This window comes from Bradyrhizobium sp. USDA 372 (genome assembly GCF_053629095.1).
Genome location: NZ_JBRJHR010000001.1, coordinates 6,676,890 through 6,699,442, shown reverse-complemented (window position 1 = coordinate 6,699,442; position 22,553 = coordinate 6,676,890). Strand labels below are relative to the sequence as shown.

At 65.2% G+C, this 22,553-nt stretch carries 17 protein-coding genes and 1 pseudogene; 11 read left to right on the top strand and 7 right to left on the bottom strand.

Annotation, left to right across the window (positions count from 1 at the left end):
• Positions 1-7 precede the first annotated feature (7 nt).
• The 11 genes and pseudogenes from AB7M16_RS31335 (at position 8) to AB7M16_RS31285 (ending at position 12,180) form a co-directional block, all read left to right on the top strand.
• Positions 8-988, top strand: a complete 981-nt coding sequence (locus AB7M16_RS31335; protein ID WP_212254838.1) for an ABC transporter permease — start codon at positions 8-10, stop codon at positions 986-988.
• A 10-nt stretch (positions 989-998) separates the two neighbouring features.
• The gene (locus tag AB7M16_RS31330; protein ID WP_212254837.1) at positions 999-1,970 is read left to right on the top strand and encodes an ABC transporter permease; all 972 of its coding nucleotides are present in this window, start codon (positions 999-1,001) and stop codon (positions 1,968-1,970) included.
• 13 nt (positions 1,971-1,983) lie between these two features.
• Complete coding sequence (locus tag AB7M16_RS31325) at positions 1,984-2,970, top strand: ABC transporter ATP-binding protein (protein WP_172784018.1); 987 nt, start codon at positions 1,984-1,986, stop codon at positions 2,968-2,970.
• On the top strand, positions 2,967-3,956 hold the full coding sequence (locus AB7M16_RS31320) for an ABC transporter ATP-binding protein (RefSeq protein ID WP_212254835.1): 990 nt from the start codon (positions 2,967-2,969) through the stop codon (positions 3,954-3,956). Before AB7M16_RS31325 ends, AB7M16_RS31320 begins: the two co-directional genes overlap by 4 nt.
• Before the next feature lie 87 nt (positions 3,957-4,043).
• A complete protein-coding gene (locus AB7M16_RS31315) occupies positions 4,044-5,846 on the top strand; it encodes a gamma-glutamyltransferase family protein (RefSeq protein WP_212254834.1) in 1,803 nt (600 codons plus the stop codon).
• A 9-nt stretch (positions 5,847-5,855) separates the two neighbouring features.
• On the top strand, positions 5,856-6,566 hold the full coding sequence (locus tag AB7M16_RS31310; RefSeq protein WP_212254833.1) for a DUF1028 domain-containing protein: 711 nt from the start codon (positions 5,856-5,858) through the stop codon (positions 6,564-6,566).
• Positions 6,563-7,553: pseudogene (locus AB7M16_RS31305) on the top strand (ABC transporter ATP-binding protein). The gene AB7M16_RS31310 and the pseudogene AB7M16_RS31305 overlap by 4 nt, the downstream one beginning before the upstream one ends.
• Positions 7,553-8,662, top strand: a complete 1,110-nt coding sequence (locus AB7M16_RS31300; RefSeq protein ID WP_453946301.1) for an ABC transporter ATP-binding protein — start codon at positions 7,553-7,555, stop codon at positions 8,660-8,662. Before AB7M16_RS31305 ends, AB7M16_RS31300 begins: the two are co-directional and overlap by 1 nt.
• Positions 8,663-8,684: 22 nt before the next feature.
• Positions 8,685-10,193 (top strand): ABC transporter substrate-binding protein, encoded by a 1,509-nt coding sequence (locus AB7M16_RS31295; RefSeq protein WP_453946300.1) that lies wholly within the window; start codon positions 8,685-8,687, stop codon positions 10,191-10,193.
• A gap of 157 nt (positions 10,194-10,350) precedes the next feature.
• Positions 10,351-11,292 carry an ABC transporter permease gene (locus tag AB7M16_RS31290; protein WP_453946298.1) on the top strand — a complete coding sequence of 314 codons (942 nt, stop codon included), beginning with the start codon at positions 10,351-10,353 and terminating at the stop codon, positions 11,290-11,292.
• A gap of 3 nt (positions 11,293-11,295) precedes the next feature.
• A complete protein-coding gene (locus tag AB7M16_RS31285) occupies positions 11,296-12,180 on the top strand; it encodes an ABC transporter permease (protein ID WP_453946297.1) in 885 nt (294 codons plus the stop codon).
• A gap of 117 nt (positions 12,181-12,297) precedes the next feature.
• Here AB7M16_RS31285 and cnbZ read toward each other — a convergent pair whose 3' ends face one another.
• From cnbZ to AB7M16_RS31250, 7 genes are all read right to left on the bottom strand, one after another.
• Positions 12,298-13,044: a 2-amino-5-chloromuconate deaminase CnbZ gene (gene cnbZ, locus AB7M16_RS31280; protein WP_453946296.1), complete on the bottom strand. Its 747-nt coding sequence runs from the start codon at positions 13,042-13,044 to the stop codon at positions 12,298-12,300.
• 9 nt (positions 13,045-13,053) lie between these two features.
• The gene (locus AB7M16_RS31275) at positions 13,054-14,304 is read right to left on the bottom strand and encodes an adenylate/guanylate cyclase domain-containing protein (RefSeq protein WP_453946295.1); all 1,251 of its coding nucleotides are present in this window, start codon (positions 14,302-14,304) and stop codon (positions 13,054-13,056) included.
• Complete coding sequence (locus tag AB7M16_RS31270; RefSeq protein ID WP_035710643.1) at positions 14,301-14,690, bottom strand: response regulator; 390 nt, start codon at positions 14,688-14,690, stop codon at positions 14,301-14,303. Before AB7M16_RS31270 ends, AB7M16_RS31275 begins: the two co-directional genes overlap by 4 nt.
• Positions 14,687-17,290 (bottom strand): ATP-binding protein, encoded by a 2,604-nt coding sequence (locus AB7M16_RS31265; protein ID WP_453946294.1) that lies wholly within the window; start codon positions 17,288-17,290, stop codon positions 14,687-14,689. Before AB7M16_RS31265 ends, AB7M16_RS31270 begins: the two co-directional genes overlap by 4 nt.
• Before the next feature lie 131 nt (positions 17,291-17,421).
• Entirely contained in the window at positions 17,422-20,517 is a 3,096-nt protein-coding gene (locus AB7M16_RS31260; RefSeq protein WP_453946293.1) for a MexW/MexI family multidrug efflux RND transporter permease subunit, read from the bottom strand.
• Positions 20,518-20,585: 68 nt separating this feature from the next.
• Positions 20,586-21,779: an efflux RND transporter periplasmic adaptor subunit gene (locus tag AB7M16_RS31255; RefSeq protein ID WP_453946292.1), complete on the bottom strand. Its 1,194-nt coding sequence runs from the start codon at positions 21,777-21,779 to the stop codon at positions 20,586-20,588.
• Between the two features lies 1 nt (position 21,780).
• Positions 21,781-22,482 (bottom strand): TetR/AcrR family transcriptional regulator, encoded by a 702-nt coding sequence (locus AB7M16_RS31250; RefSeq protein ID WP_172784004.1) that lies wholly within the window; start codon positions 22,480-22,482, stop codon positions 21,781-21,783.
• Positions 22,483-22,553 lie beyond the last annotated feature (71 nt).

The window sequence follows — 22,553 nt, the reverse complement described above, 5'->3', positions numbered from 1 at the left end:
GGAAGGCATGCTCGCTTTCACGCTTCGCCGCGCCGTTCAGGCCATCGGCGTCATGTTCGCCGTCGGCATCATCGCGTTCTCGATGTTCCGTTTCGCCGGCGACCCCGTCAATCAGATCGTCTCGATCGACACCTCGGCAGCCGAACGTGCGATCGTGCGCAAGTCGCTCGGCCTCGACGACCCCGTGCCGGTGCAGTTCGTGCGCTATTTCGCCGATGCGGCGCAGTTCAAGTTCGGCGTCTCCTACCAGTTCCGCCAGCCGGTCGCAGCCCTGTTGATGGAGCGCATGCCCGCGACGCTGGAACTTGCGATCTGTGCGACCGTGTTTGCAATGGTTTGCGGCATCCTGATGGGCGTCTATTCGGCGCTCAAGCGCGATACCGTGCTGGCCAAATTATTCCAGGCGGTCTCGCTAATCGGCATCTCGCTGCCGACCTTCCTGATCGGCATTCTCCTGATCTATCTGTTCGCGGTGACATTGGGCTGGTTGCCCTCGTTCGGCCGCGGCGAGGTGGTCAAGCTCGGCTGGTGGACCACGGGCCTGCTCACGGTGTCGGGACTGAAGGCACTGATCATGCCTTCGATCACGCTCGGCCTGTTCCAGATGACCTTGATCATGCGGCTGGTGCGCGCGGAGATGCTGGAAGTGTTGCGGACCGACTATATCCGCTTCGCCCGCGCGAGGGGGCTGACCACGCGTGCCATCCATTTCGGCCACGCGCTGAAGAACACGCTGATTCCCGTGATCACCGTGGCCGGGCTTCAGTTTGGCTCGGTTATTGCATTTTCGATCATCACCGAAACCGTGTTCCAATGGCCGGGCATGGGGCTTCTGTTCGTCCAGGCCGTGCAAAACGTCGACATTCCGATCATGGCCGCCTACCTGCTGATGGTTTCACTGATTTTCGTCACCATCAATCTGGTGGTGGACATTCTTTACACCGTGGTCGATCCGCGCCTGCGCTCGACCGTCGGTCGCGCCGCATAAGGCAGCCTGCATGTCCGACGCAGTCGTCTCCAATTCCGACAAGCAAAGCGCACAGCCGGTGCAGGCCGCGCATGGCTGGTTCAGCCGCACGCTCGACAGCGACCTGTTCTATTCGTTCCGCCGCTCCAAGCTCACCATGGTGGCCGCGGCCATCACGGTCCTGTTCTTCCTGCTTGCGATCTTTGCCTCCGTGCTCGCGGTGCAGAACCCGTTCGATCCGGCACAATTGCAATTGATGAATTCGCGGATTTCACCGCTGTGGACCGCGGACGGTCAGAGCCCGTTTTTGCTCGGCACAGACGAGCAGGGCCGCGACGTGTTCTCCGCCATTCTCTATGGCATGCGCATCTCGCTCGCCGTGGGCGTCGCGGGCGTGATCTTCGCCGGCGCGCTCGGCATCGCGCTCGGCCTGATCGCCGGCTATTTCGGCGGCGCAGTCGACGGCGTCATCATGCGGATCGCCGACGTGCAGCTCACCTTCCCTGCCATCCTGATCGCGCTCCTGGTCAACGGCATCGCGAAGTCGATCCTCGGCAACCGGCTGGACGCCACCAGCATGCTGGCGGTGCTGGTGATCTCGATCGGCCTGAGCTTCTGGGTGGGCTATGCCCGGACCGTGCGCAGCTCCGTGATGGTGGAGAAGAACAAGGACTACGTGGCCGCCGCGCAGCTGATCGGCCTGCCGGCCCCGAAGATCATGCTGCGGCACGTGCTGCCGAACACGATGGGCCCGATCCTGGTCATCGCCACCATCAACCTCGCGCTCGCCATCATCACTGAGGCGACGCTGTCCTTCCTCGGCGTCGGCCTGCCCGACACCATGCCCTCGCTCGGCACGCTGATCCGCATCGGCAATAATTATCTGTTCGCCGGCGAATGGTGGATCGTCGCCTTCCCGGGGCTCGCGCTCGCGGCGCTGATCCTGTCGATCAATCTGCTCGGCGACTGGCTGCGCGATGCGCTCAATCCGAAGCTTCGATGAATACGCCTCGTCCATGACCGAACCCGTCCTTTCCGTACGCGATCTTCACGTGGAGTTCGCCTCCCGCCGCGGCACGCTGCGCGCCATCGACGGCGTCTCCTTCGACATCGCCAAGGGCGAGGTGCTCGGGGTCGTCGGCGAGTCCGGAGCCGGCAAGTCCGTCACCGGCCTCGCGGTAATCGGCCTGATCGATCCGCCCGGCCGCATCGCCGGCGGCGAGATTCATCTCGCGGGCCTGCGCATCGATAATCTGCCGCCGGAGGAGATGCGCCGCGTGCGCGGCAAGCGCATCGGGATGATCTTCCAGGATCCCCTGACATCGCTGAACCCGCTGTACAAGGTCGGCGACCAGATCGTGGAGACGATCCGCACCCATCTCAGTCTGTCGGAGTCGGCCGCCCGCCGCCGCGCCATCGATCTGCTCGCCGAAGTCGGCATTCCCGCGCCGGAAAAGCGTATCGACGGCTATCCCCACGAGTTCTCCGGCGGCATGCGCCAGCGCGTCGTGATTGCGCTCGCGATCTGCGCCGAGCCGGAGCTGATCATCGCGGACGAACCAACCACCGCACTCGACGTCTCCGTGCAGGCGCAGATCATCTCGCTGATCAAACGGCTCGGACGCGACCACGGCACCGCGGTGATGCTGGTGACCCACGACATGGGCGTGATCGCGGAGACGTCGGACCGCGTGGCGGTGATGTATGCCGGCCGTGTCGCCGAGATCGGCCCGGTGCAAGACGTCGTGAAGAATCCGCTGCACCCTTACGCCAAGGGCCTGATGGGCGCGATCCCGACGCTTGCCGGCGAGGACAAGCGCCTGGTGCAGATCCCAGGCTCGATGCCGCGCCTGTCGGCGATCCCGCGCGGCTGCTCGTTCAATCCGCGCTGTGCCTTCGCCTTCGATCGTTGCCGGGTCGACCGGCCGGAGCCGCTGCCGCGCGGCGCGCAATCGGTGGCCTGCCACCTCTATGACGACGTGCCGGCGGAGAGCGTGGCATGAGCGCTCCCTTCGTCCAGGCCACAAACCTGCGCCGCGTCTTCGACGTCTCGAAGCCCTGGCTCAACCGTGTGCTCGAAGGCGGACATCTCGAATATCTCAAGGCGGTCGATCACGTCACTTTCGACATCAGGAAGGGCGAGACGTTTGCCCTCGTCGGCGAGTCCGGATCCGGCAAGACCACGGTGGCCCGCATGGTCGTCGGCCTGCTGCCGCCGAGCTCCGGCGACGTGCTGATCGACGGCGTCTCCATGACCGACCCGCGGCAGGCGCCTGCGCGGCGAAAGCTGCGCCGCCGGATCCAGATGATCTTCCAAGACCCCTATGCGAGCCTGAACCCGCGCTTTCGGGTCGATGCCATCATCTCCGAGCCGATCCGTGCCTTCGACCTGATCCAGGGCGAGCGCGACATCCAGGCCCGCGTCGGCGAGCTGCTCAGCCTCGTCGGCCTGCATCCGGACGACCGGTTGAAATACCCGCACGAATTCTCCGGCGGCCAGCGCCAGCGCATCGCGATCGCGCGGGCGCTCGCATCGGACGCCGAATTCATCGTCTGCGACGAGCCGACCTCGGCCCTCGACGTCTCCGTGCAGGCGCAGATCCTCAACCTGATGCGCGACCTCCAGGACAAGTTCGGCCTGACCTACATGTTCATCAGCCACAACCTCGCCGTGGTGCGCCACATGGCGAGCCGCGTCGGCGTGATGTATCTCGGCCGTATCGTCGAGATCGCGGAGGGACGCGAGCTGTTCGCCAATCCGCGCATGCCCTACACCAAGATGCTGCTGGGCGCCGTGCCTGATCTCGCCATGAGCGGCCGCCAGCGCATTCCGGTCAAGGGCGAGATCCCGAATCCGATCAATCCGCCTCCCGGCTGCGCCTTCAATCCGCGCTGCCCGCTGGCGTTCGATCTCTGCCGCAGGGAGACGCCGGAACTGATCGACGGCGTCGCCTGCCACGCCGTCAACACCGCGCCGGTCCCGGCGTGACGCGCCCGTGCCATGCAGCCTGCGCATTTGGCGGCGGCGTGGCCCTGTGATCAATTGCGCGCGCCGAAAATAAGGTGGTGAAGTCCCATGGGCAATATCAATCCCGATCCGTTCACGACGAGGCCCGAGATCGAGGGCACGTTCGGGGTCGTCGCCTCGACGCACTGGATCGCGACGGCCGTGGGCATGGGAATCCTGGAAAAGGGCGGCAATGCCTTCGATGCCGGCGTCGCCACCGCCTTCACCCTTCAGGTGGTCGAGCCGCATCTGAACGGTCCCGGCGGCGACGTGCCTGTCATCGTCCATGACGTCAAGCGCGCCCGCACCGAGGTGATCTGCGGCCAGGGCCCGGCGCCGGCGCGCGCCACCATCGCGCATTACAGAAACGAAGGCCTCGACATGGTGCCGGGCACGGGCCTGCTTGCCGCCTGCGTTCCCGGCACCTTCGAATCCTGGATGATGCTGCTGCGCGACTACGGCACGATGCGCGTGCGCGACGTGCTGGAGCCCGCGATCTCCTATGCCCGCGACGGTTATCCGTTGGTGGAGCGCGCCTGCGCCACGATCCAGACCGTCGAGCAATTGTTCCGCAAGCACTGGCCAACCTCGGCCGCCGTCTACCTGCCGAACGGCGAAGTGCCCAAGCCGGGCACGCTGTTCACCAACAAGACGCTGGCTGCGACCTACGCCCGTATTCTCAGCGAGGCCGAGAGCGGCGGCGGCGGCCGCGACGCCGAAATCGAGCGCGCGCGCAAAGCCTGGTCGCAAGGCTTCGTCGCGGAAGCCATCGACAAGTTCTGCCGGACCCAGGAGGTGATGGACGTCAGCGGCTCGCCGCATCGCGGCGTGCTCTCCGCCGACGACATGGCGCGCTGGCAGCCGACGGTCGAGGCGCCACTCACCTACGACTACGGCCGCTACACCGTCTGCAAGGCCGGCGTCTGGAGCCAGGGGCCGGTGACGCTGCAGCAGCTCGCGCTGCTGAAGGGCTTTGCGCTCGACGGCCTCGACCCGACCGGGCCGGAGTTCATCCATCTCCAGATCGAATGCGCCAAGCTCGCCTTCGCCGACCGTGAAAAATTCTACGGCGATCCCAAGTTCAGCGAGATCCCGATCGCGACGCTGCTGTCGGATGCCTACAACGACGAGCGCCGCAAGCTGGTCACCGACAAGGCTTCGCTCGATCTCCGGCCCGGCGCGGTCGAGGGCTTCGGCGGCGTAGTCAAGCTGCGCCGCGCTGAGGGCCAACGCGAGGCTGTTGGCGCGCTCGGCGCCGGCGAGCCGACCGTGGGGCGCTTCGGCGAGGTGCGCGGCGACACCGTGCATTTCGACATCATCGATAAGGCTGGCAACATGGTGTCCTCGACGCCTTCGGGGGGCTGGCTGCAATCCTCGCCGGTCATTCCCGAACTGGGCTTCTGCCTCGGCAGCCGCGCACAAATGTTCGATTTGGAGGAGAACCAACCGGGCTCGCTCGCGCCGGGCAAGCGGCCGCGCACGACGCTCTCTCCGACCATGGCGCTGCGCGACGGCGAGCCTTATCTCGCCTGGGGCTCGCCCGGCGGCGACCAGCAGGACCAGTGGATCACGCAATTCTTCCTGCGTCACGTCCATTGCAACCTCAATCTCCAGGAAGCGATCGACGCGCCGGCCTGGCATTCCGAGCATTTCCCGATCTCGTTCTGGCCGCGCACCGCGCGTCCCGGCGTGCTCGTGGTCGAGAACCGCGTGCCGAAGGCGACGATCGGGAACCTGCGCGAGCGCGGGCATATCGTCGAGGTCGGTCCCGACTGGTCGGAAGGCCGCCTCACCGCGGCCTCACGCGTCGGTCGCCGCCGCCGCGCCGCCGCCAATCCGCGCGGCATGCAGGGCTACGCGGCGGGGCGCTGAAGGCAGCACATGACCTGGTCGATCATCGCGCGCGATCCTGCCACCGGCCAGTTCGGCATCGCGGTCGCAACCCGCTTCTTCGCCGTCGGCGCGCGCGTGCCCTATATCGCGGCCGGCCTCGGCGCCATCGCAACGCAGGCCTTCGTCAATCCCTATTACGGCATCGACGGCCTCAAGCTGTTGCGAGAGGGCCTCAACGCGCACGACGTGCTCGCCGCGCTGCTGGCGACCGACGAGGGCCGCGAGAGCCGCCAGATCCACATCATGGATGCGAGCGGCGCAATCGCCGCGCATACCGGGCGCGACTGCGTCGATTGGTGCGGCCACGTCGCGGGCAGCGGCTTCTCGATCGCCGGCAACATGCTCACCGGGGCCGACGTGCTCGACGAGACCGCCAAGACCTACATCGCCAATGACAGCCTGCCGTTCCCGCGCCGCCTGCTCGCGGCAATGCGCGCCGGCGAAGCCGCCGGCGGCGACAAGCGCGGCAAGCAGTCGGCGGCCCTCGTGATCCACGGCCAAGAGGAATGGCCGGCGCTCGACATTCGCGCCGACGACCATCCCGATCCGATCAGTGAGCTCGAGCGCCTGGAGCGCGTCAGCCACGAGCTGTGGGTCCACTTCCGGCCGTCCATGCCGACGCGGCAGAACCCGGCCGGCAACACCGATCGCAGCGTCATCGACGCCAGCATCGCTGCGGCGCGCGCGAGACGATCATGAGTGCCAGCCCCCTCATCGAGATCAAGGATCTGCGTATCCGCTTTCACGGCGACGACGGCCGCATCACCCACGCGGTCGACAGCGTCGATCTCAGCGTCGCCAATGGCGCCACGCTCGGTCTCGTCGGCGAATCCGGCTGCGGCAAGAGCGTGACATCGCTGGCGATCATGGGCCTGCTGCCGAAGCAGAGCGCGGAAATATCCGGCGCGATCCGCTTCGACGGTTTCGACCTGCTGGCGACACCGGACCAGACGTTGCGCGATCTGCGTGGCAACCGGCTGGCGATGATCTTCCAGGAGCCGATGACCTCGCTCAATCCGAGCTTTACGATCGGCGACCAGATCATCGAGACGATCCTGCGTCACCGGGGCGGCTCGCGGAGAAGCGCGCGCGAGCGCGCGATCGAGCTGTTGCGCCGCGTCCATATCCCCTCGCCCGAGCGTCGGATCGACGACTACCCGCACAAGCTCTCCGGCGGCATGCGCCAGCGCGTCATGATCGCGATGGCACTCGCCTGCGACCCGCGCCTGCTGATCGCGGACGAGCCGACCGACCGCACTCGACGTCACCCTGCAGGCCCAGATCCTGGAGCTGATGCGCGAGCTCAAGGCCGCGAGCGGCGCCGCGATCATCCTGATCACCCACGATCTCGGCGTCGTCGCCGAGGTTTGCGACGAGGTCGCGGTGATGTATGCCGGCGAGATCGTCGAGAGTGCGCCGGTGGACGAATTGTTCTCCGCGCCACAGCATCCCTACACGGTCGGCCTGCTCGGCTCGATCCCGCGGCTCGACCACCGCGCCGAGCAGCTTGCAACGATCGAAGGCATGGTGCCGAACATGGCGCAGCCGCTCGCCGGTTGCCGCTTCGCCGCGCGTTGTCCCTTCGTGCTGGAGGTCTGCACCAAGACGCCACCGCCGCTGGTGGCAGTCAGCCCCGGCCACCTCTCGCGCTGCATCCGCGCGCCGCTCGAACTCTTGGTGTCGTGATGCCGCTGCTCGAAGTCAACGGCCTGGTCAAGCATTTCGTCGCGCAGCGCTCGCTGTTCGGCCGGCCGCCGCTGGCGCATGTGAAGGCGGTCGATGGCGTGTCCTTCTCGCTCGAAGCCGGCAGGACGCTCGCCCTCGTCGGCGAGTCCGGCTGCGGCAAGTCCACCGTCAGCCGGCTGGTGCTGCGGCTGATCGAGCCGGATGCCGGCACGATCCGCTTCGACGGCCGCGACCTGCTCGCGCTCGACGCCGCCGGCTTGCGCGCCTTCCGCCGCGAGGCGCAGATCATCTTCCAGGATCCCTACGCCTCGCTCAATCCGCGCATGACAGTCGGCCAGATCCTGACCGAGCCGCTGGCCCTGCACGATCTGGTGCCGCCGGCCCGACGGGCAGAGCGCGTCGCCGAGCTGCTGCGGCTGGTCGGGCTGGAGCCGCGCCTCGCCCGGCGCTATCCGCACGAATTCTCCGGCGGTCAGCGCCAGCGCATCGCCATCGCCCGCGCGCTCGCGGTCGAGCCGAAGCTCATCATCTGCGACGAGCCGGTCTCGGCGCTCGACGTCTCGATCCGCTCGCAGATCCTGAATCTGCTGCGCGAGCTGCAGGACCGGCTCGGCCTCGCCTACATCTTCGTTTCGCACGACCTCGCCGTCATCAAGCACATCGCCGACCACGTCGCGGTGATGAATCTCGGCCAGATCGTCGAGACGGCGGAAGCCGACGCGCTATTCGCCGCACCGCGCCATCCTTACAGCCGCGCGCTGCTGTCGGCGATCCCGCTGCCACAGCCGAAGGCGAAACGAACGACGGTGCTGCTGGAGGGCGAGATCCCAAGCGCGCTCAATCCGCCCGCCGGCTGCCGGTTTCACACCCGCTGCCCGTTCGTGATCGAGCGCTGCCGCAACGAGGCGCCTGCGCTTCTAGCCGACGGCACGGGCCACGCCACCGCCTGTCATCGCACCGCGGAGCTGCCGTCCGCGGACGCCATTCTGCCCACCGCCGGCGGATTTTCGCCGGCGCTTGCAAAATTGGTCGCGGCCTTCAGCCAAAAGACGGAAGGCAGAAGTCCCGCCGGGGTTGGTATACAGGGCGCCGCGTCCGCAACGAAATAGCCGAAGCAATGGGGATTGTCCGATGAAGATGTCTCGCCTGGCCGCAACGGCCGCCGCCGTCCTGATGTCGCTCGGAGCCGCGCAGGCCCAGACCACGCTGCGCATCGGCCTTGCCGAAGATCCCGATATCCTCGATCCCACGATGGCGCGCACCTATGTCGGCCGCATCGTGTTCTCCGCCTTCTGCGACAAGCTGTTCGACATCGATGAGAAGCTCAACATCGTGCCGCAGCTCGCCCTGTCGAGCGAAACCGCCGACGACGGCAAGGCGCTGGTCATCAAGCTGCGGCCCGGCGTGAAATTCCACGACGGCGAGCCGCTCGATGCCGAGGCCGCAAAGTTCTCGCTGGAACGGCATCTGACGTTCCCCGGCTCGTTCCGGAAACCGGAGCTCGCCTCGGTCGATCACGTCGAGGTCGTCGATCCCCTCACGATCAAACTGGTGCTGAAGTCGCCGTTCTCGCCGCTGCTCGCTCAGCTCACCGACCGCGCCGGGATGATGATGTCGCCGAAGGCGGCGAAGGAGGCCGGCGACAAGTTCGGCCTGCGCCCGGTCTGCGCCGGCCCCTACAAGTTCGTCGAGCGCGTGCAGCAGGACCGCATGGTATTCGAGAAGTTCGCCGACTACTGGAACAAGGACAATGTCTTCATCGACAAGATCGTGTTCCAGCCGATCGTCGATGCCACGGTGCGGCTCGCAAACCTGAAATCCGGCGGCCTCGACCTGATCGAGCGCGTGCTCGCCACCGATCTGAAGGAGGTGCGCGCCGACTCGCGGCTGAAGGTCGCGACCGCCATCGAGCTCGGCTATCAGGGCATCACCCTCAACATCGGCAAAGACAAGGCCAAGGGCCCGCTCAGCCAATCCGCCAAAGTGCGGCAGGCGCTCGACCTCGCCATCGACCGCGATGCGATCAATCAGGTCGTGTTCAACGGCGAGTTCCAGGTCGGCAACCAATGGGTCAATCCCCATCATCCCTATTATCAGAAATCGCTTCCGGTCCGTCCCCGCAACGTCGACAAGGCCAAAGCGCTGCTGAAGGAGGCCGGCGTGACGCCGCCGGTCAGCGTCGACTTCCTGGTGCCCAAGGGCGCGGAAACCGAGACGCCCGCGCAGGTGATCCAATCGATGGCGGCGGAAGCCGGGTTCGACATGAAGATCCGAGTCACCGAGTTCGCGACCGGACTCAAGCAAGCGGAGGCCGGTGACTACCAGGCCTACATGCTCGCCTGGAGCGGCCGCGTCGACCCTGACGGCAACACCTTCGTGTTCCTGCACAATGGCGCGCCGCAGAACTATGGCGGGTGGAACAATCCGCAAGCCGACAAGGCGCTGGAGGAGGCGCGGCTCGTCACCGATCCCGCCAAGCGCAAGGCGAGCTATGAAATCCTGGCCAAGCTGGTCCAGGACGAAGAGCCGCTGCTGTACCTCTATCACCGCCGCATCATCATCGCGCATACGACCAAGCTGGAAGGCTACAGGCAGATGCCCGACGGCCTCGTCCGGGTCATCGGACTCAAGCTGAAGTGATCGGCCTGACATTTAGTCCGTGTCCCGGATGCGGCGCAGCGCGGAAGCGCTGCTCCGCAGAGCCGGGACCCATGGCAACAACGAACCGTGGCAGCTGGGTCCCGGTTCAGCAGCGCAACATTGCATGTTGCGCTTCGCCCGGGACACGAGTGGGACCATGCTGAACTTCCTCGCCCGCCGACTTGTGCAGATCGTGCCGACGCTGTTCTTCGTCTCGGTGCTAATCTTCTCGCTGCAGCAATTGCTGCCGGGCGATCCCGCGCTGGTGATGGCGGGGGAAGAGCGCGACCCGGCCGTGATCGAGCAGATCCGTCGCCAGTACCGGCTCGATCAGCCCGTCCCGGTGCAATACGCCTACTGGATCAAGGGCGTGCTTGCGGGCGATTTCGGCGAGTCGCTGCGCAACAAGATGCCGGTGCGCGAGCTGATCGCGCAGAAGCTGCCGGTGACGCTGCAGCTCGGCTCGATGGCGATCCTAATCGCGCTGCTGATCGGCATTCCCGCCGGCATCGTCGCCGCCGTCAAGAAAGGTTCGGCCTGGGACTACGGCGCCAACCTATTTGCGCTGTGGGGCATCTCGACGCCGAACTTCTGGCTCGGGATCATGCTGATCTTCCTGTTCTCGATCGAGCTCGGTTGGCTGCCGGCTTCCGGCTACGTACCACTCACCGAGAACTGGCGCGCGAGCCTCGCCGTCACCATCATGCCAGCCTTCGTGCTCGGCAATGCGATCGCCGCGATTCTCATGCGGCATACCCGCAGCGCCATGCTTCAGGTGCTGGAAAGCGACTACGTGCGCACCGCGCGCGCCAAAGGACTGTTGGAGCGCACGGTGATCCTCAAGCACGCCATGCGCAATGCGCTGACCCCCGTCATCACGCTCGGCGCGCTCGAGCTCGGCACGCTGCTCTCCGGCGCGGTCCTGACCGAGCAGATCTTCTCCATTCCCGGCTTCGGCAAGCTGATAGTGGATGCCGTATTCAACCGCGATTATGCCGTGGTGCAGGGCGTGGTGCTGGTGACGGCCACGGTCTACATCACGCTGAATCTCGTGGCCGACATCGCCTATATCCTCGTCAATCCGCGGCTTCGGGGCTGATTCATGACCGACGCCGCGCTGCCGAGCCCTGTCACTCGAGCCGACGAGCTGGATAGCCCGGCCCGCCGCGCGCGTCGGCGGCTGTTCAAGCGCAAGGCCGCGGTGTTCGGGCTCATCGTGCTCACGATATTCATCGCGCTTGCCGTGCTCGCCCCGCTCATCGTGCCCTACGACCCCCTCGCGACGAGCTGGAGCCTGGTGCGCAAGCCGCCCACAGCAGCCCACTGGTTCGGCACCGACGAGCTCGGCCGCGACATCCTGAGCCGAGTCGTCTACGGCGCGCGCGCCTCCCTGCTCGCGGGTCTGATCTCGGTCGCGATCGCGCTCGGCATCGGCGTGCCGCTCGGCCTGCTCGCCGGCTATCGCGGCGGCTTCACCGACGCACTGATCAGCCGCATCACCGATGCGATGCTGGCCTGCCCGTTCCTGATCCTGGCGATTGCGCTCGCCGCTTTCCTCGGCCCGAGCCTCGGCAACGCCATGATCGCGATCGGCATCTCGGCGACGCCGATCTTCATCCGCCTGACCCGCGGCCAGGTGCTCGTCGTCAAGGCCGAAGACTATGTCGAGGCCGCGCGCGCGCTCGGCAATCCGCCGTGGCGGATCGCGTTCTCGCACATCCTGCCGAACATCCTGCCGGCGCTGCTGGTGCAGGCGACGCTCTCGATCGCAGCGGCCATCATCGCCGAGGCCGCCCTCTCCTTCCTCGGTCTTGGCCAGCAGCCGCCGGCGCCGTCCTGGGGCAGCATGCTCAACGCCGCGCAGCGCTTCCTGACCCAGGCGCCCTGGATGGCGATCTGGCCGGGTCTTGCGATCTTCCTCGTCGTGCTGTCGCTGAACCTGCTCGGCGACGGCCTGCGCGACGCGCTGGACCCAAGGCAGCGTTGATTATTTCTCATGGTGACGAGCGCGTTATTACGTGCGTCTCGAACCATGATGGCCCCGCTGCAACCCGCGGCCATCCTTCGAGACGCGGCCTCACGGCCGCTCCTCAGCATGAGGACCTCAGATCACCACCTCCCGCAGCACGCGGCGGCAATCCATCTCGAATTCCAGATCGACCACCGGCGGACGGGCGAAATGCCAGGTCAGTCCGGAGCGGAGCGCGCCGCGGCGGACCAGTTCGTCCACCAGCGCGTGGTGAAAGTCGTGCACCGAATAGGCCTGCACGCCGGTCGTATCCTTCCAGCCGAAGCCGAAGGCCGCCATCCGGTTTTCCATCTGCGATGTGGTGGTGAAGCGCACCTTCTCGCGCAGCCCCTCCGGGCTGAGGTCGCGGTAGCTCACCGTGCGCTCGACATAGGTGCCGCCGCCCTCGCGCGCCTCGGCGCCGCCGGCGATGACGAAGCTCGGCAAATCTGACCGCGTTGGACGCGTGAAGGAGAACGCATAGAACGACGGCTCAGACGGCGGATCGATCTCCGGACAGACATTGCTGCGCGCCACCGGATTGGTGGTGCCGTCGAAGATGCCCCATTCGGACAGCGTCTTCACATAGTGCAGGTTGAACGCGCGAAAACCTTCCTCGCTGAAGGCCGCCGGCGAGCGCAGCTCGCAGGCACAGAAAGCCGTCAGCGGACACCCCGCCTCCTGGATGAATTTTGCAGCCAGCGCAAATCCTTCCGCGAGCGGCACCAGGCGGTCGAACCGGACCCGCTCGATCTCATAGCCCGCATCCGCGGCGGCACCTGCGGAATATTGGAATACGGATGGAATGAAACGGTAGTTGCCGGCCGAGAATTCGCGCGTCATGACGGACTCCTATTCCAGTTGCATGCGGGTGCCCTTGGCGCCGTTGAGCAGGCGCTTGAGGTGAAACCCGGCCAAGGGATCGTCGGCGTGCATGCCGACCAGCGCGGCAAAGGCCGGCATGGCGGCGGCATCGCCGGCCTCCATCTTGGCAAAGGCTTCGGCATATTGCGCCGTCGCCGACGCTTCGAATTTCGCCTGCAGCAGCGGTTCGAAGGCGCGCAGCGGCTCGCTGCGTCCGCGCAGCATCAGGTCGCCCACGGGACGGCCACGAAAATTTTCGGCCCCCTTTGCCACGCTGGCACTGACGCAAATGCGCGTTCCCAGATGCTTGTTCGCTGTCTCCAGCCGGGCCGCCGTATTGACGGTGTCGCCATAGGCCGTGTAATCGAAGAAGCGGTTGCCGCCGAAATTGCCGACCAGCGCCGGGCCGGCATGGGCACCGATGCGGGTGGCTCCGAAATTCACACCTCTTGCCTTCCAGCTCGCCGAGAAGTCCTCTGCCCAGGCGTCGAGAGCATGGGCACAGGCGACCGCACGCGTTGCATAGTCCGGCTGGTCGCCGGGGGCGTTGAACAGCACCTGGATCGCATCGCCGATGATCTTGGCGACCGTCCCCTCATGGGCAAACACGATCTCGGTCATGCCGCCGACATATTCGTTGAGGAGCTCGCCCAGCGTCTGCGGAGGGGCGGTCTCGACCAGCGAGGTGAAGCCGGTGATATCGGTGAAGAGGGTGGCGACATCGCGCCACTGCACCTCCATGCCGTCGCCATCGACGTCGCCGGCCAGCCGCCTTGCGATCTCCGGCGAGAAGAAGCGCGACAGCGAAGCATGGGCGCGCTCGGCTTCCATCTGGCGCCGCCGCACCTCGCGCAGCATCTCCACATGGCGGATGGTCTTCTCGATCGTAGCTTCGAGGTCGGCGAAGTCGATCGGCTTGGTCAGGAAGTCGAACGCACCACGGTTCATGGCGGTGCGGATGTTGCTCATGTCGCCATAGGCCGAGACGATGATGGTCGACTTCTTCTCCTCGGCCTCCTGGAGCTTTGCCAGCAGCGACAAACCGTCCATCCGTGGCATGTTGATGTCGGAAACCACCATGTCGACATGCGGATTCTGCTCCAGCGATTCCAGCGCCTCCAGGCCGTCGCGCGCGAAGATGAGCGCGAGCTGCCCATCGCGGATCTGCCTGCGGAATTTCTGCAGGATCAACGCCTCGAGGTCCGGCTCGTCGTCGACGAAGAGGATGGTCGCAGTCATGCGGCTTGCTCGAGCCTCGTATCGATCTCCTGGCGCAGCAGCACAAAGTCGATCGGCTTGGTGAGGAGCCCGACGGCGCCCCGCTCGATCGCCTTGCGGCGCGTCTCGGCATCGCCATAGGCCGTGATCATGATGACGGGAACGTCCGGATGCGCGGCACGCACTTTCGGCAGCATGTCGAGCCCGCTCATGCCGGGCATGTTGATGTCGGACAGGATCAGGATCAGCGAGGGATCACGAACTTCGGCAGCGCGCTCGAGCGCCTCGGGGGCCGAGAGCGCAAACTCCATCTGGAAGCGGCCGGCGCGCAGGTCGCGCCGGAACTGCTGCCGAAACAATGCCTCGACGTCGGGCTCGTCATCGACGACCAGGATGTAAACGTTCAAGACTTTCCTCCGGAAGTGTCGGCCGCTGCCATCGTCCGCGGCAGCGTGATGATGAATTCGGTGAATACACCTTGTGTGGTGTTCACGTCGATCGTGCCGCCGTGTTGTTTCACCACGATGTCGTGGCTCATTGAAAGGCCTAGGCCCGTGCCTTCGCCGGCCGGCTTGGTGGTGAAGAAAGGATTGAACATCTTCTCCTTCACCTCAGGCGGAATCCCCATGCCGTTGTCGCGGATCCGGATCTCGACCCTGTCGCCGAGATTCTTCGTTGCCGCGCGCAAGGTGGGCTCGAACGCCTCGCCGTCGCTCTCCTTGCGCTTGTTCGCGGCATAGAAGCCGTTCGAGATCAGGTTGAGAAAGACGCGCGTGATCTCCTGGGGATAGATATCGATCATGCCGGCAGCCGGGTCGAAATCGCGCTGGAGCGTAACGTTGAAGGCAGGCCTTTCGGCGCGCGCGCCGTGATAGGCGAGATTGAGACTCTCCTCCACCACCGCATTGATGTCGACGGCGCGATGTTCGCCGGAACCCTGACGCGAATGCAGCAGCATGTTCCTGACGATGGAATCGGCGCGCTTGCCGTGCTGCACCACCTTCTCGAGGTTTGCCCTGAGCATGCCGGTCAGCTCGTCAACCTCCTGCTTCGTCTTGCCGTCGAGCGCGGCGGATTGCAGGGTCTCGTTGAGCTCGTCGATCAGCTCGGTCGAGACCGCGGAGAAATTATTGACGAAATTAAGCGGGTTCTTGATCTCATGGGCAATGCCGGCGGTGAGCTGGCCGAGCGAGGCGAGCTTCTCGGTCTGAATCAGACGGTCCTGAGCGGCGCGCAGGTCCTCGAGTGAGCGCGACAGCTCATCCGTGCGGTCCCTCAATTCGTTGAGCAGGCGCGCATTTTCCATCGCGATCACAGCCTGCGCCGCAAAATTCGTCACCAACTCGATTTGCTTGCTGGAGAAGGCAAGAGGCCGCTGACGGTAGATCAGAAGCGCGCCGATCAGGTCGCCGTCCTTGAGCATGGGAACACCAACCAGTGTCCGCGCCCCGGCGCGTAGCGCCAGTATTGGTCCGTCATATCCTTGAGGTGTTTCGAAGAAGTCCGGCTCCGTCCTCGTATCGACAACATGCACGGTTTCCCTGGTCCGAACGATGCGGCCGATGACGGTGTTCGGAGCCGGCCGTGTCGGCTTCTGGTAGATTTCGTCCTTCAGCTCGGCCGGAACACCGTGCATCGCGATGGCGCGGAACGTGTCTCCCTCCCGCAGATAAAGAGACCCGAACTCAGCCTGGCAGATGCGAGTGGCGTTCTCCAACATGATGCGAAATACCGGCCCCAATTGTCCGGGGGAAATGGAGATAACCTGGAGCACTTCGGAAGTTGCGGTCTGCTGTTGCAGCGATTCGCTCAATTCCGCCGTGCGCTGCTCGACCTTCCTTTCCAAGTCGGCATAGGATTCCTGCAGCCGCGCGCCCATCTCGTTGAACTGATCGGCGAGGCCTTCGAGCTCGTCGCCGGACTTGATCGAGATGCGTTGGGAGAAGTCGCCGCCGCCGATCCGCTCGGCGCCGCTGCGCAGCGCCTGGATCGGCCCGACCATGCGGCGCGCCAGGAAAACCCCGGCGAGCACCGCGAAAATCGAGGCCGCGAGCAGCACGATGGCGAGCCGCTGCAACGAGGCGTAGAGCGAAGCATAGGCCTCCTCCACCGGAAGCTCCACGAACATGGTCCAGCCCAGCGGCGGGATCGGGGCTGAGGCTGTCAGGACCGTCTGTCCCTGGATGTTGTTCGCCTCTTGCAACGAGTCCGGCATGGTGCCGCCACCAGCTCGGGCACCCCTCACCTGGGCGAGGCCGGACATGTCGGTGTTGCGCAGCACGAGACTGATGTCGGGATGCGCGATCAGGCGGCCCTCCGGGCCGACCACGTAGGCGTGGCCGTGCTCGCCGACCTTGATCTGGGACACGACGTCCCAGATCAGCTTGAGGTTGACCTCGGCGATGCTGACGCCGGCGTCCTTGCGCGCGCCCGCCAGCGCCAGCGTCATGTAAGGCTCGGACTCCCGGCGGAAATAGACAGGTCCGTAATAGACCTTGCGCGCGACCGCCTCGGTGAACTTCGGGTCGCTCGACAGGTCGATCCCGCTATCGAGCGCGTCCATCGCCAGCCGCGAGACCCGCAGCCGCTCCTTGCCGGTCGAATCCACCTGGGCCAGCTCGGTGACCGCAGGCACCTGGCGCAACAGGCGCAGCGCGTCGAACCGGCGCTGCTCGATCGAACCGCTCGACCAGGGCAGCTGCGTGGTCCAGCCGAGCTGACTCTCGATCTCCTTGACGAACTGGCCGATCTTGGCCGCGGCCGCCTCCGCCTGCTCGTGCTGGACCCGGATCAGCGAGGCCTTGTGCTCGCGATAATAGAAGTAGACCTCGAACAAGCCATTGGCGAGCAGCGCGATGGCGACGACGGCCACGAACAGCGCGACGTATTTGGCAAAGAGCCGGGTCCGGATTCCGCGGCCCGCCGTCTCACCGGAGCCGGCCTCGCCGCGGGGCGCGCTCGGCAGTGTCCCGGCTTGGCGGGTGTCGGGGTGAAGGGACAGGCTCATCCCGCGGAACCTAGCAAGAAGCCCGGACCTTGTCTCTCGCAAGCGCGGGAAAAGGGCTCACCCGGGGCGCAACGAAAAGGGCGGCAGCGGATGACCGCTGCCGCCCCTCGGGACTTGCCTTGCCAGCGGCCTCAGGTCGGCCGCAGCACCTTTGCATCGAGGTCGAGCTCGTTGACCTGCTTGTTCCGCTCGGAATCGGCCGCCGCGCGATGGTCGGTCGCCAGCACCACATAGACCGCCGGCAGCACGAACAGCGTGAACAGCGTGCCGATCGACATGCCGGCGACGACCACGAGGCCGATCGAGAAGCGGCTGGCCGCGCCCGCGCCCGTCGCGGTCAGCAGCGGGATCAGGCCGGTCACCATCGCCGCCGTGGTCATCAGGATCGGCCGCAGGCGGATGCGGGCCGACATCTCGATGGCCGAGCGGCGGTCGAGCCGCTCGTTGACCTGGAGCTCGTTGGCGAACTCCACCATCAGGATGCCGTGCTTGGTGATCAGGCCGACCAGGGTGAGCAGACCGACCTGGGTGTAGATGTTCATGGTCGCCGCGCCGAAGAACAGCGGGATCAGAGCACCGACGATCGCCATCGGCACCGAGATCATGATGACCAGCGGGTCGCGCAAGCTCTCGAACTGCGCTGCCAGCACCAGGAAGATGATGATCAGCGCGAAGCAGAAAGTGATCGCGAGCTGATTGCCCTCCTGAACATATTGCCTGCTATCGGCAAGATAGTCGTGGCTGAAGCCCTGCGGCAGCTTCTTGGCCTCGCCTTCGAGGAAATCGACCGCAGCGCCGATGGTCACGCCGGGCATCGGCACGGCCGAGAACGTCGCCGAATTGAGCTGATTGTAGTGCGTCAGCGAATTCGGGTCGGTCTTGGTCCTGATCGAGACCACGGTCCACAGCGGAAGCTGCTGGCCGGTGTTCGTGGTCACGTAATAGCCGCCGAGGGCTTCCGGCGAGAGCCGATTGACGCGCGGCACCTGCGGAATGACCTGATATGAGCGACCCTCGAGATTGAAGCGGTTGATGTAGTTGCCGCCCAGCAGGACCGCGAGCGTAGAGCCGAGGTTCTGCATGTTGACGCCGAGGTCCTGCGCCTTGGTGCGGTCGATCGTGACCTCAACGTTCGGCTGGTTATAGGCCAGGTCGCTGTCGGAGACGATGAACATGCCGCTCTTGCGCGCGGCGTCCTTCAGCTTTTCCATCTGCTCATAGACCGCCTGGAATCCAGCGGTGGAGTTGATCACCATCTGCACCGGCAGGCCGCCAGGTCCGCCCGGCAGCGGCGGCAGGTTGAATGCGAATGCCTGCACGCCCTCGATCTTGGAGAGTTCGGCCTGCACCAGAGGCTTCAACTTGATTGACGAGCGTTTTCGCTCGTCCCAGGGTTTGAGCAACATGCCGGCGATGCCGCCTTGCGGGCCGTTGATGCCGTTCAGGACGAAGCGCAGATCGGTCTCCGGAAATTTTTCGAATTCCTTGTCGAGCTTGTCGCCGTAGAAATCGAGATAATCGATGTTGGCGTATTTCGGCGCCTTGGTCACCGCGAAGACGATGCCCTGATCCTCCTCCGGAGCCAGCTCCTTCGAGGTGTGCATGTAGAGGAAGCCGACGAGCCCGAGGATCGTGATCGCGAACAGGCCAGTGATGGCCTTGTAGTCCAGCGAGCGGTCGAGCTTCCGCCCATACCAGCGCGTCATCGCGCCGAACACGTTGTTGACGAGCTTGGCGAAGCGGCCCTCTTCGGTGTTCTTCAGCAGCACCGAGCACATCATGGGCGACAACGTCAGCGCGATCACGCCCGACACGATCACCGAGCCCGCCAGCGTGAAGGCGAATTCCCGGAACAGCGAACCGGTGAGGCCGCCAAGGAAACCGATCGGCGCGTAGACCGCCGCGAGCGTGATAGTCATCGAGATGACGGGGCCCACGATCTCGCGCGCGCCTTGCAGCGAGGCCTGGACCGGCGTCTTGCCCTCCTCCAGGTGGCGGTGGATGTTCTCCACTACCACGATGGCGTCGTCGACGACGAGGCCGATCGCCAGCACCATTGCGAGCAGGGTCAGGAGATTGAAGCTGAACCCCAGCGCCAGCATCAAGGTGCAGACGCCGATCATCGACAGAGGGATGGTGACGACGGGAATGATGACCGAACGCAGCGAGGCCAGGAACAGGAAGATCACCACGATCACGATGATCACGGCTTCGCCCAGCGTCTTCTCCACCTCCTCGATCGAGGACTGAATGAACTTTGTCGAGTCGTAGGCGACCTTCATCTTCATCGACGGCGGCAGGTTGCGTTCGAGCTCGGGGAACAGCGCGCGGACACCCTTGACCAGCGTCAGCGGATTGCCTTGCGGCGTCGCCTGAACGCCGATGAAGATCGCGTGCTCTCCGTTGAAGGCGACGCTGGCGTTCGTGCTCTGGGCGGCAAGCTCGACGGTGGCGATGTCCTCCATCCGCACGAAGCCGCCGTCCTTCGCCTTGACGATCATTCTCTTGAATTGATCGACGTTGGTCAGGTCCGTGTTCGTCGAGATATTCGAGACGATCAGATAGCCCTTGGTCTGGCCCGCCGCGGATTGGAAGTTGTTGGCGGCGATCGCCGTCGCAACGTCGGAAGCCGACACATTGCGGCCGGCCATCTTCACAGGATCGAGCCAGAGCCGCATGGCGAAGGTCTGGCCGCCGAGAATGTCAGCCGACGCGACGCCGTCGACGGTGGAAAGCACCGGCTGCACCACGCGCGTGAGGTAGTCCGATATCGCCGAACCCGACAGTTCCTCGGACGAGAAGCCGAGATACATCACGGCCGTGGTCTGGCCCGTGGTCTTGGTGACGATCGGGTCGTTGGATTCCTTCGGGATCAGGTACTTCACCGAATTGGTCTTCGCCAGCACCTCGGTGAGCGCCTGGTTCGGATCGAAATTCAGCTTGATGTAGACCTGGATCGTCGAGGTGCCGAGCACCGAGGACGAGGTGATGTAGTCGACGCCCTCGGCGGAGGCGACCGCCTGCTCGATCGGCGTCGTGATGAAGCCCTGGATCAGATCTGCGGACGCGCCGGGATAGACGGTCGTGATGTTGATGACCGTGTTCGACAGCTTCGGATATTGCCGGATCGGCAGCACCATCGCCGCGCGCAGGCCGATCAGCAGGATCAGCAGGCTGACGACAACCGACAGAACCGGTCGTTTGATGAAAATATCGGTAAAGGCCATCGCGGGCGATCTCGATTTCTTTTTTCAAGATGCGTGATCCGGCCGGGCCGGATCACGCGAGGATGTTGTCAGTAGCGCGGCGGCTGCGCCGGGGTCGGGGGGGCCGGATCAGTCGAGATCGACACCGGCGCGCCCGATTGCAGCTTGAGCTGGCCGACGGCGACGACCTTGTCGCCTGCCTTCAGGCCCTTGACGATTTCGGTCCGACCCTCGACCCGGTTGCCGGTCTGCACGAAGGTGCGCACCGCCGACAGGCTGGTCTTGCCGTCCTCTTCCTTCTTTTCGGTGATCACGAACACCGAGTCGCCGTACAGCGTGTAATCGACCGCCGTTTCAGGCACCGTGATCACGGCCGGCTTTTCCGGCAAAACCACCGTCGTGGTCACGAACATGCCGGGCTTCAGGATCTTCTCCGGATTGGCGATCGTCGCCTGCACCCGGATGTTACGGGTATCTGTGGCGATCTGCGGCTCGATCGTGGTGATCTTGCCCTGGAAGGTGCGGCCGGGATAGGCGTCGACCTTCAGGCGGACGGTCTGGCCGACCTTGAGGCTGCCGGAATCCTTTTCCGTCACCGTGAAGTTGGCCCACAGCTCCGACAGATCGGTCAGCGACACGATCGCGGTGCCGGCGGTGAGATACTGACCGACCTCGACCTTGCGCATGCCGAGATCGCCGGCGAACGGCGCGCGCACCAGCTTCTGCGAGATCAACGCTTCGGTCTTGGCGATGCCCGCCTGCGCCTGGTCGTAGGCAGCCTGCGCGGTATCGACGGTCGCCTGCGGACCGAACTGGCGCGAGGCCAGCTGCTTGGCGCGATCAAGCGACAGCTGCGCGACGGTCGCCTGCGCCTTGTAATTGGCGAGATCGCCCTGCTCCGGCGCGTCGAACAGCTGCACCAGCGGCGTGCCGGCCTCGACACGCGTACCCGGCTCGAACTTGATCTCGGTGACGCGGCCGTTGACGTCGGCGCTGACGTCGACCTGGTGCACGGCGACGAGGCTGCCGACCGCGGTGAGCAGGTTCGGCACCACCTCGGACTTCGCCTCGGCCGCGCTGACCGGGGTCGGCGGCGGCTTGTTGTTGGCGAAGAACTGCTTGATCATCTGGCCGCGGAAGGAATTGAACCAGACGAGCCCACCGACGAGCACGGCCAGAAGCGTGCCGACGATGATGAACCAGCGTACCGGCCGGACCGGACGCTTGGGAGCCTTGTTGTCGATCGGTTGCCCCGAAATCTTGTTTTCGGCCACGATGTTCATGTCATGCACTTTCTGCAATCGCCGCCTGGTTCGCATCCGCGGCCTGATTGCGGCCCAGATGCGAAGCAATTGCGGCGTCGTTAAGTCCGATACCCCTCAGGAGAAACTCACAGAGCTGCCGCTCCAGGTCGGTCGCCCTGCCGTAAGCAAGACAGGGCGTGGCCGGCAGCCTGGTCAGCGCCGCGGTCATCACAGCATGATGCGCAAACCAGAACAGGTTGAGCGGATCGCCAGCGCAGGGCCGCGCGTCACCGCTCGCAACCGCACGCTCGAGCGAGGCGACGAAGACAGCGCCTATCAGCGTCTCGATCTTGGCATAGAGCAAGCGGGCGAATTCGCCATCATCCAAATGGCTCGTGGCCATCAGCCGCAGGCGCTGGGCCTCTTCCTGATCGGGACCGTCGGCGATCTGGAGGAAGTGTTCGACCATCCCGCGGATCACTTCGACCAGCGTGGCGGTCGAGGGCTCCCGTTCGAGCAGCTCCATCAGAGCGGGATCCGCCTCGCATTCGTCGCTGAGGATCTCGGCATAGAGCGCCGCCTTGGACGGGAAATGCTTGAACAGCAGCGCCTCAGAAATCGCAGCCGCGGCCGCCACGCTCTTCGTCGTGGTGCCGGTGTAGCCGTGTCGGGCAAAGCAGCGCTTTGCGGCGCCGAGGATCAATTGACGCCTCAGGTCGCTGGTCATACGCAATGAGCTCATGCTGGGTGAGTAAGCACTCACCCACGCAGGAGTCAAGCACTATGTTGCATCGCAACCTGTGTGCGACGTAG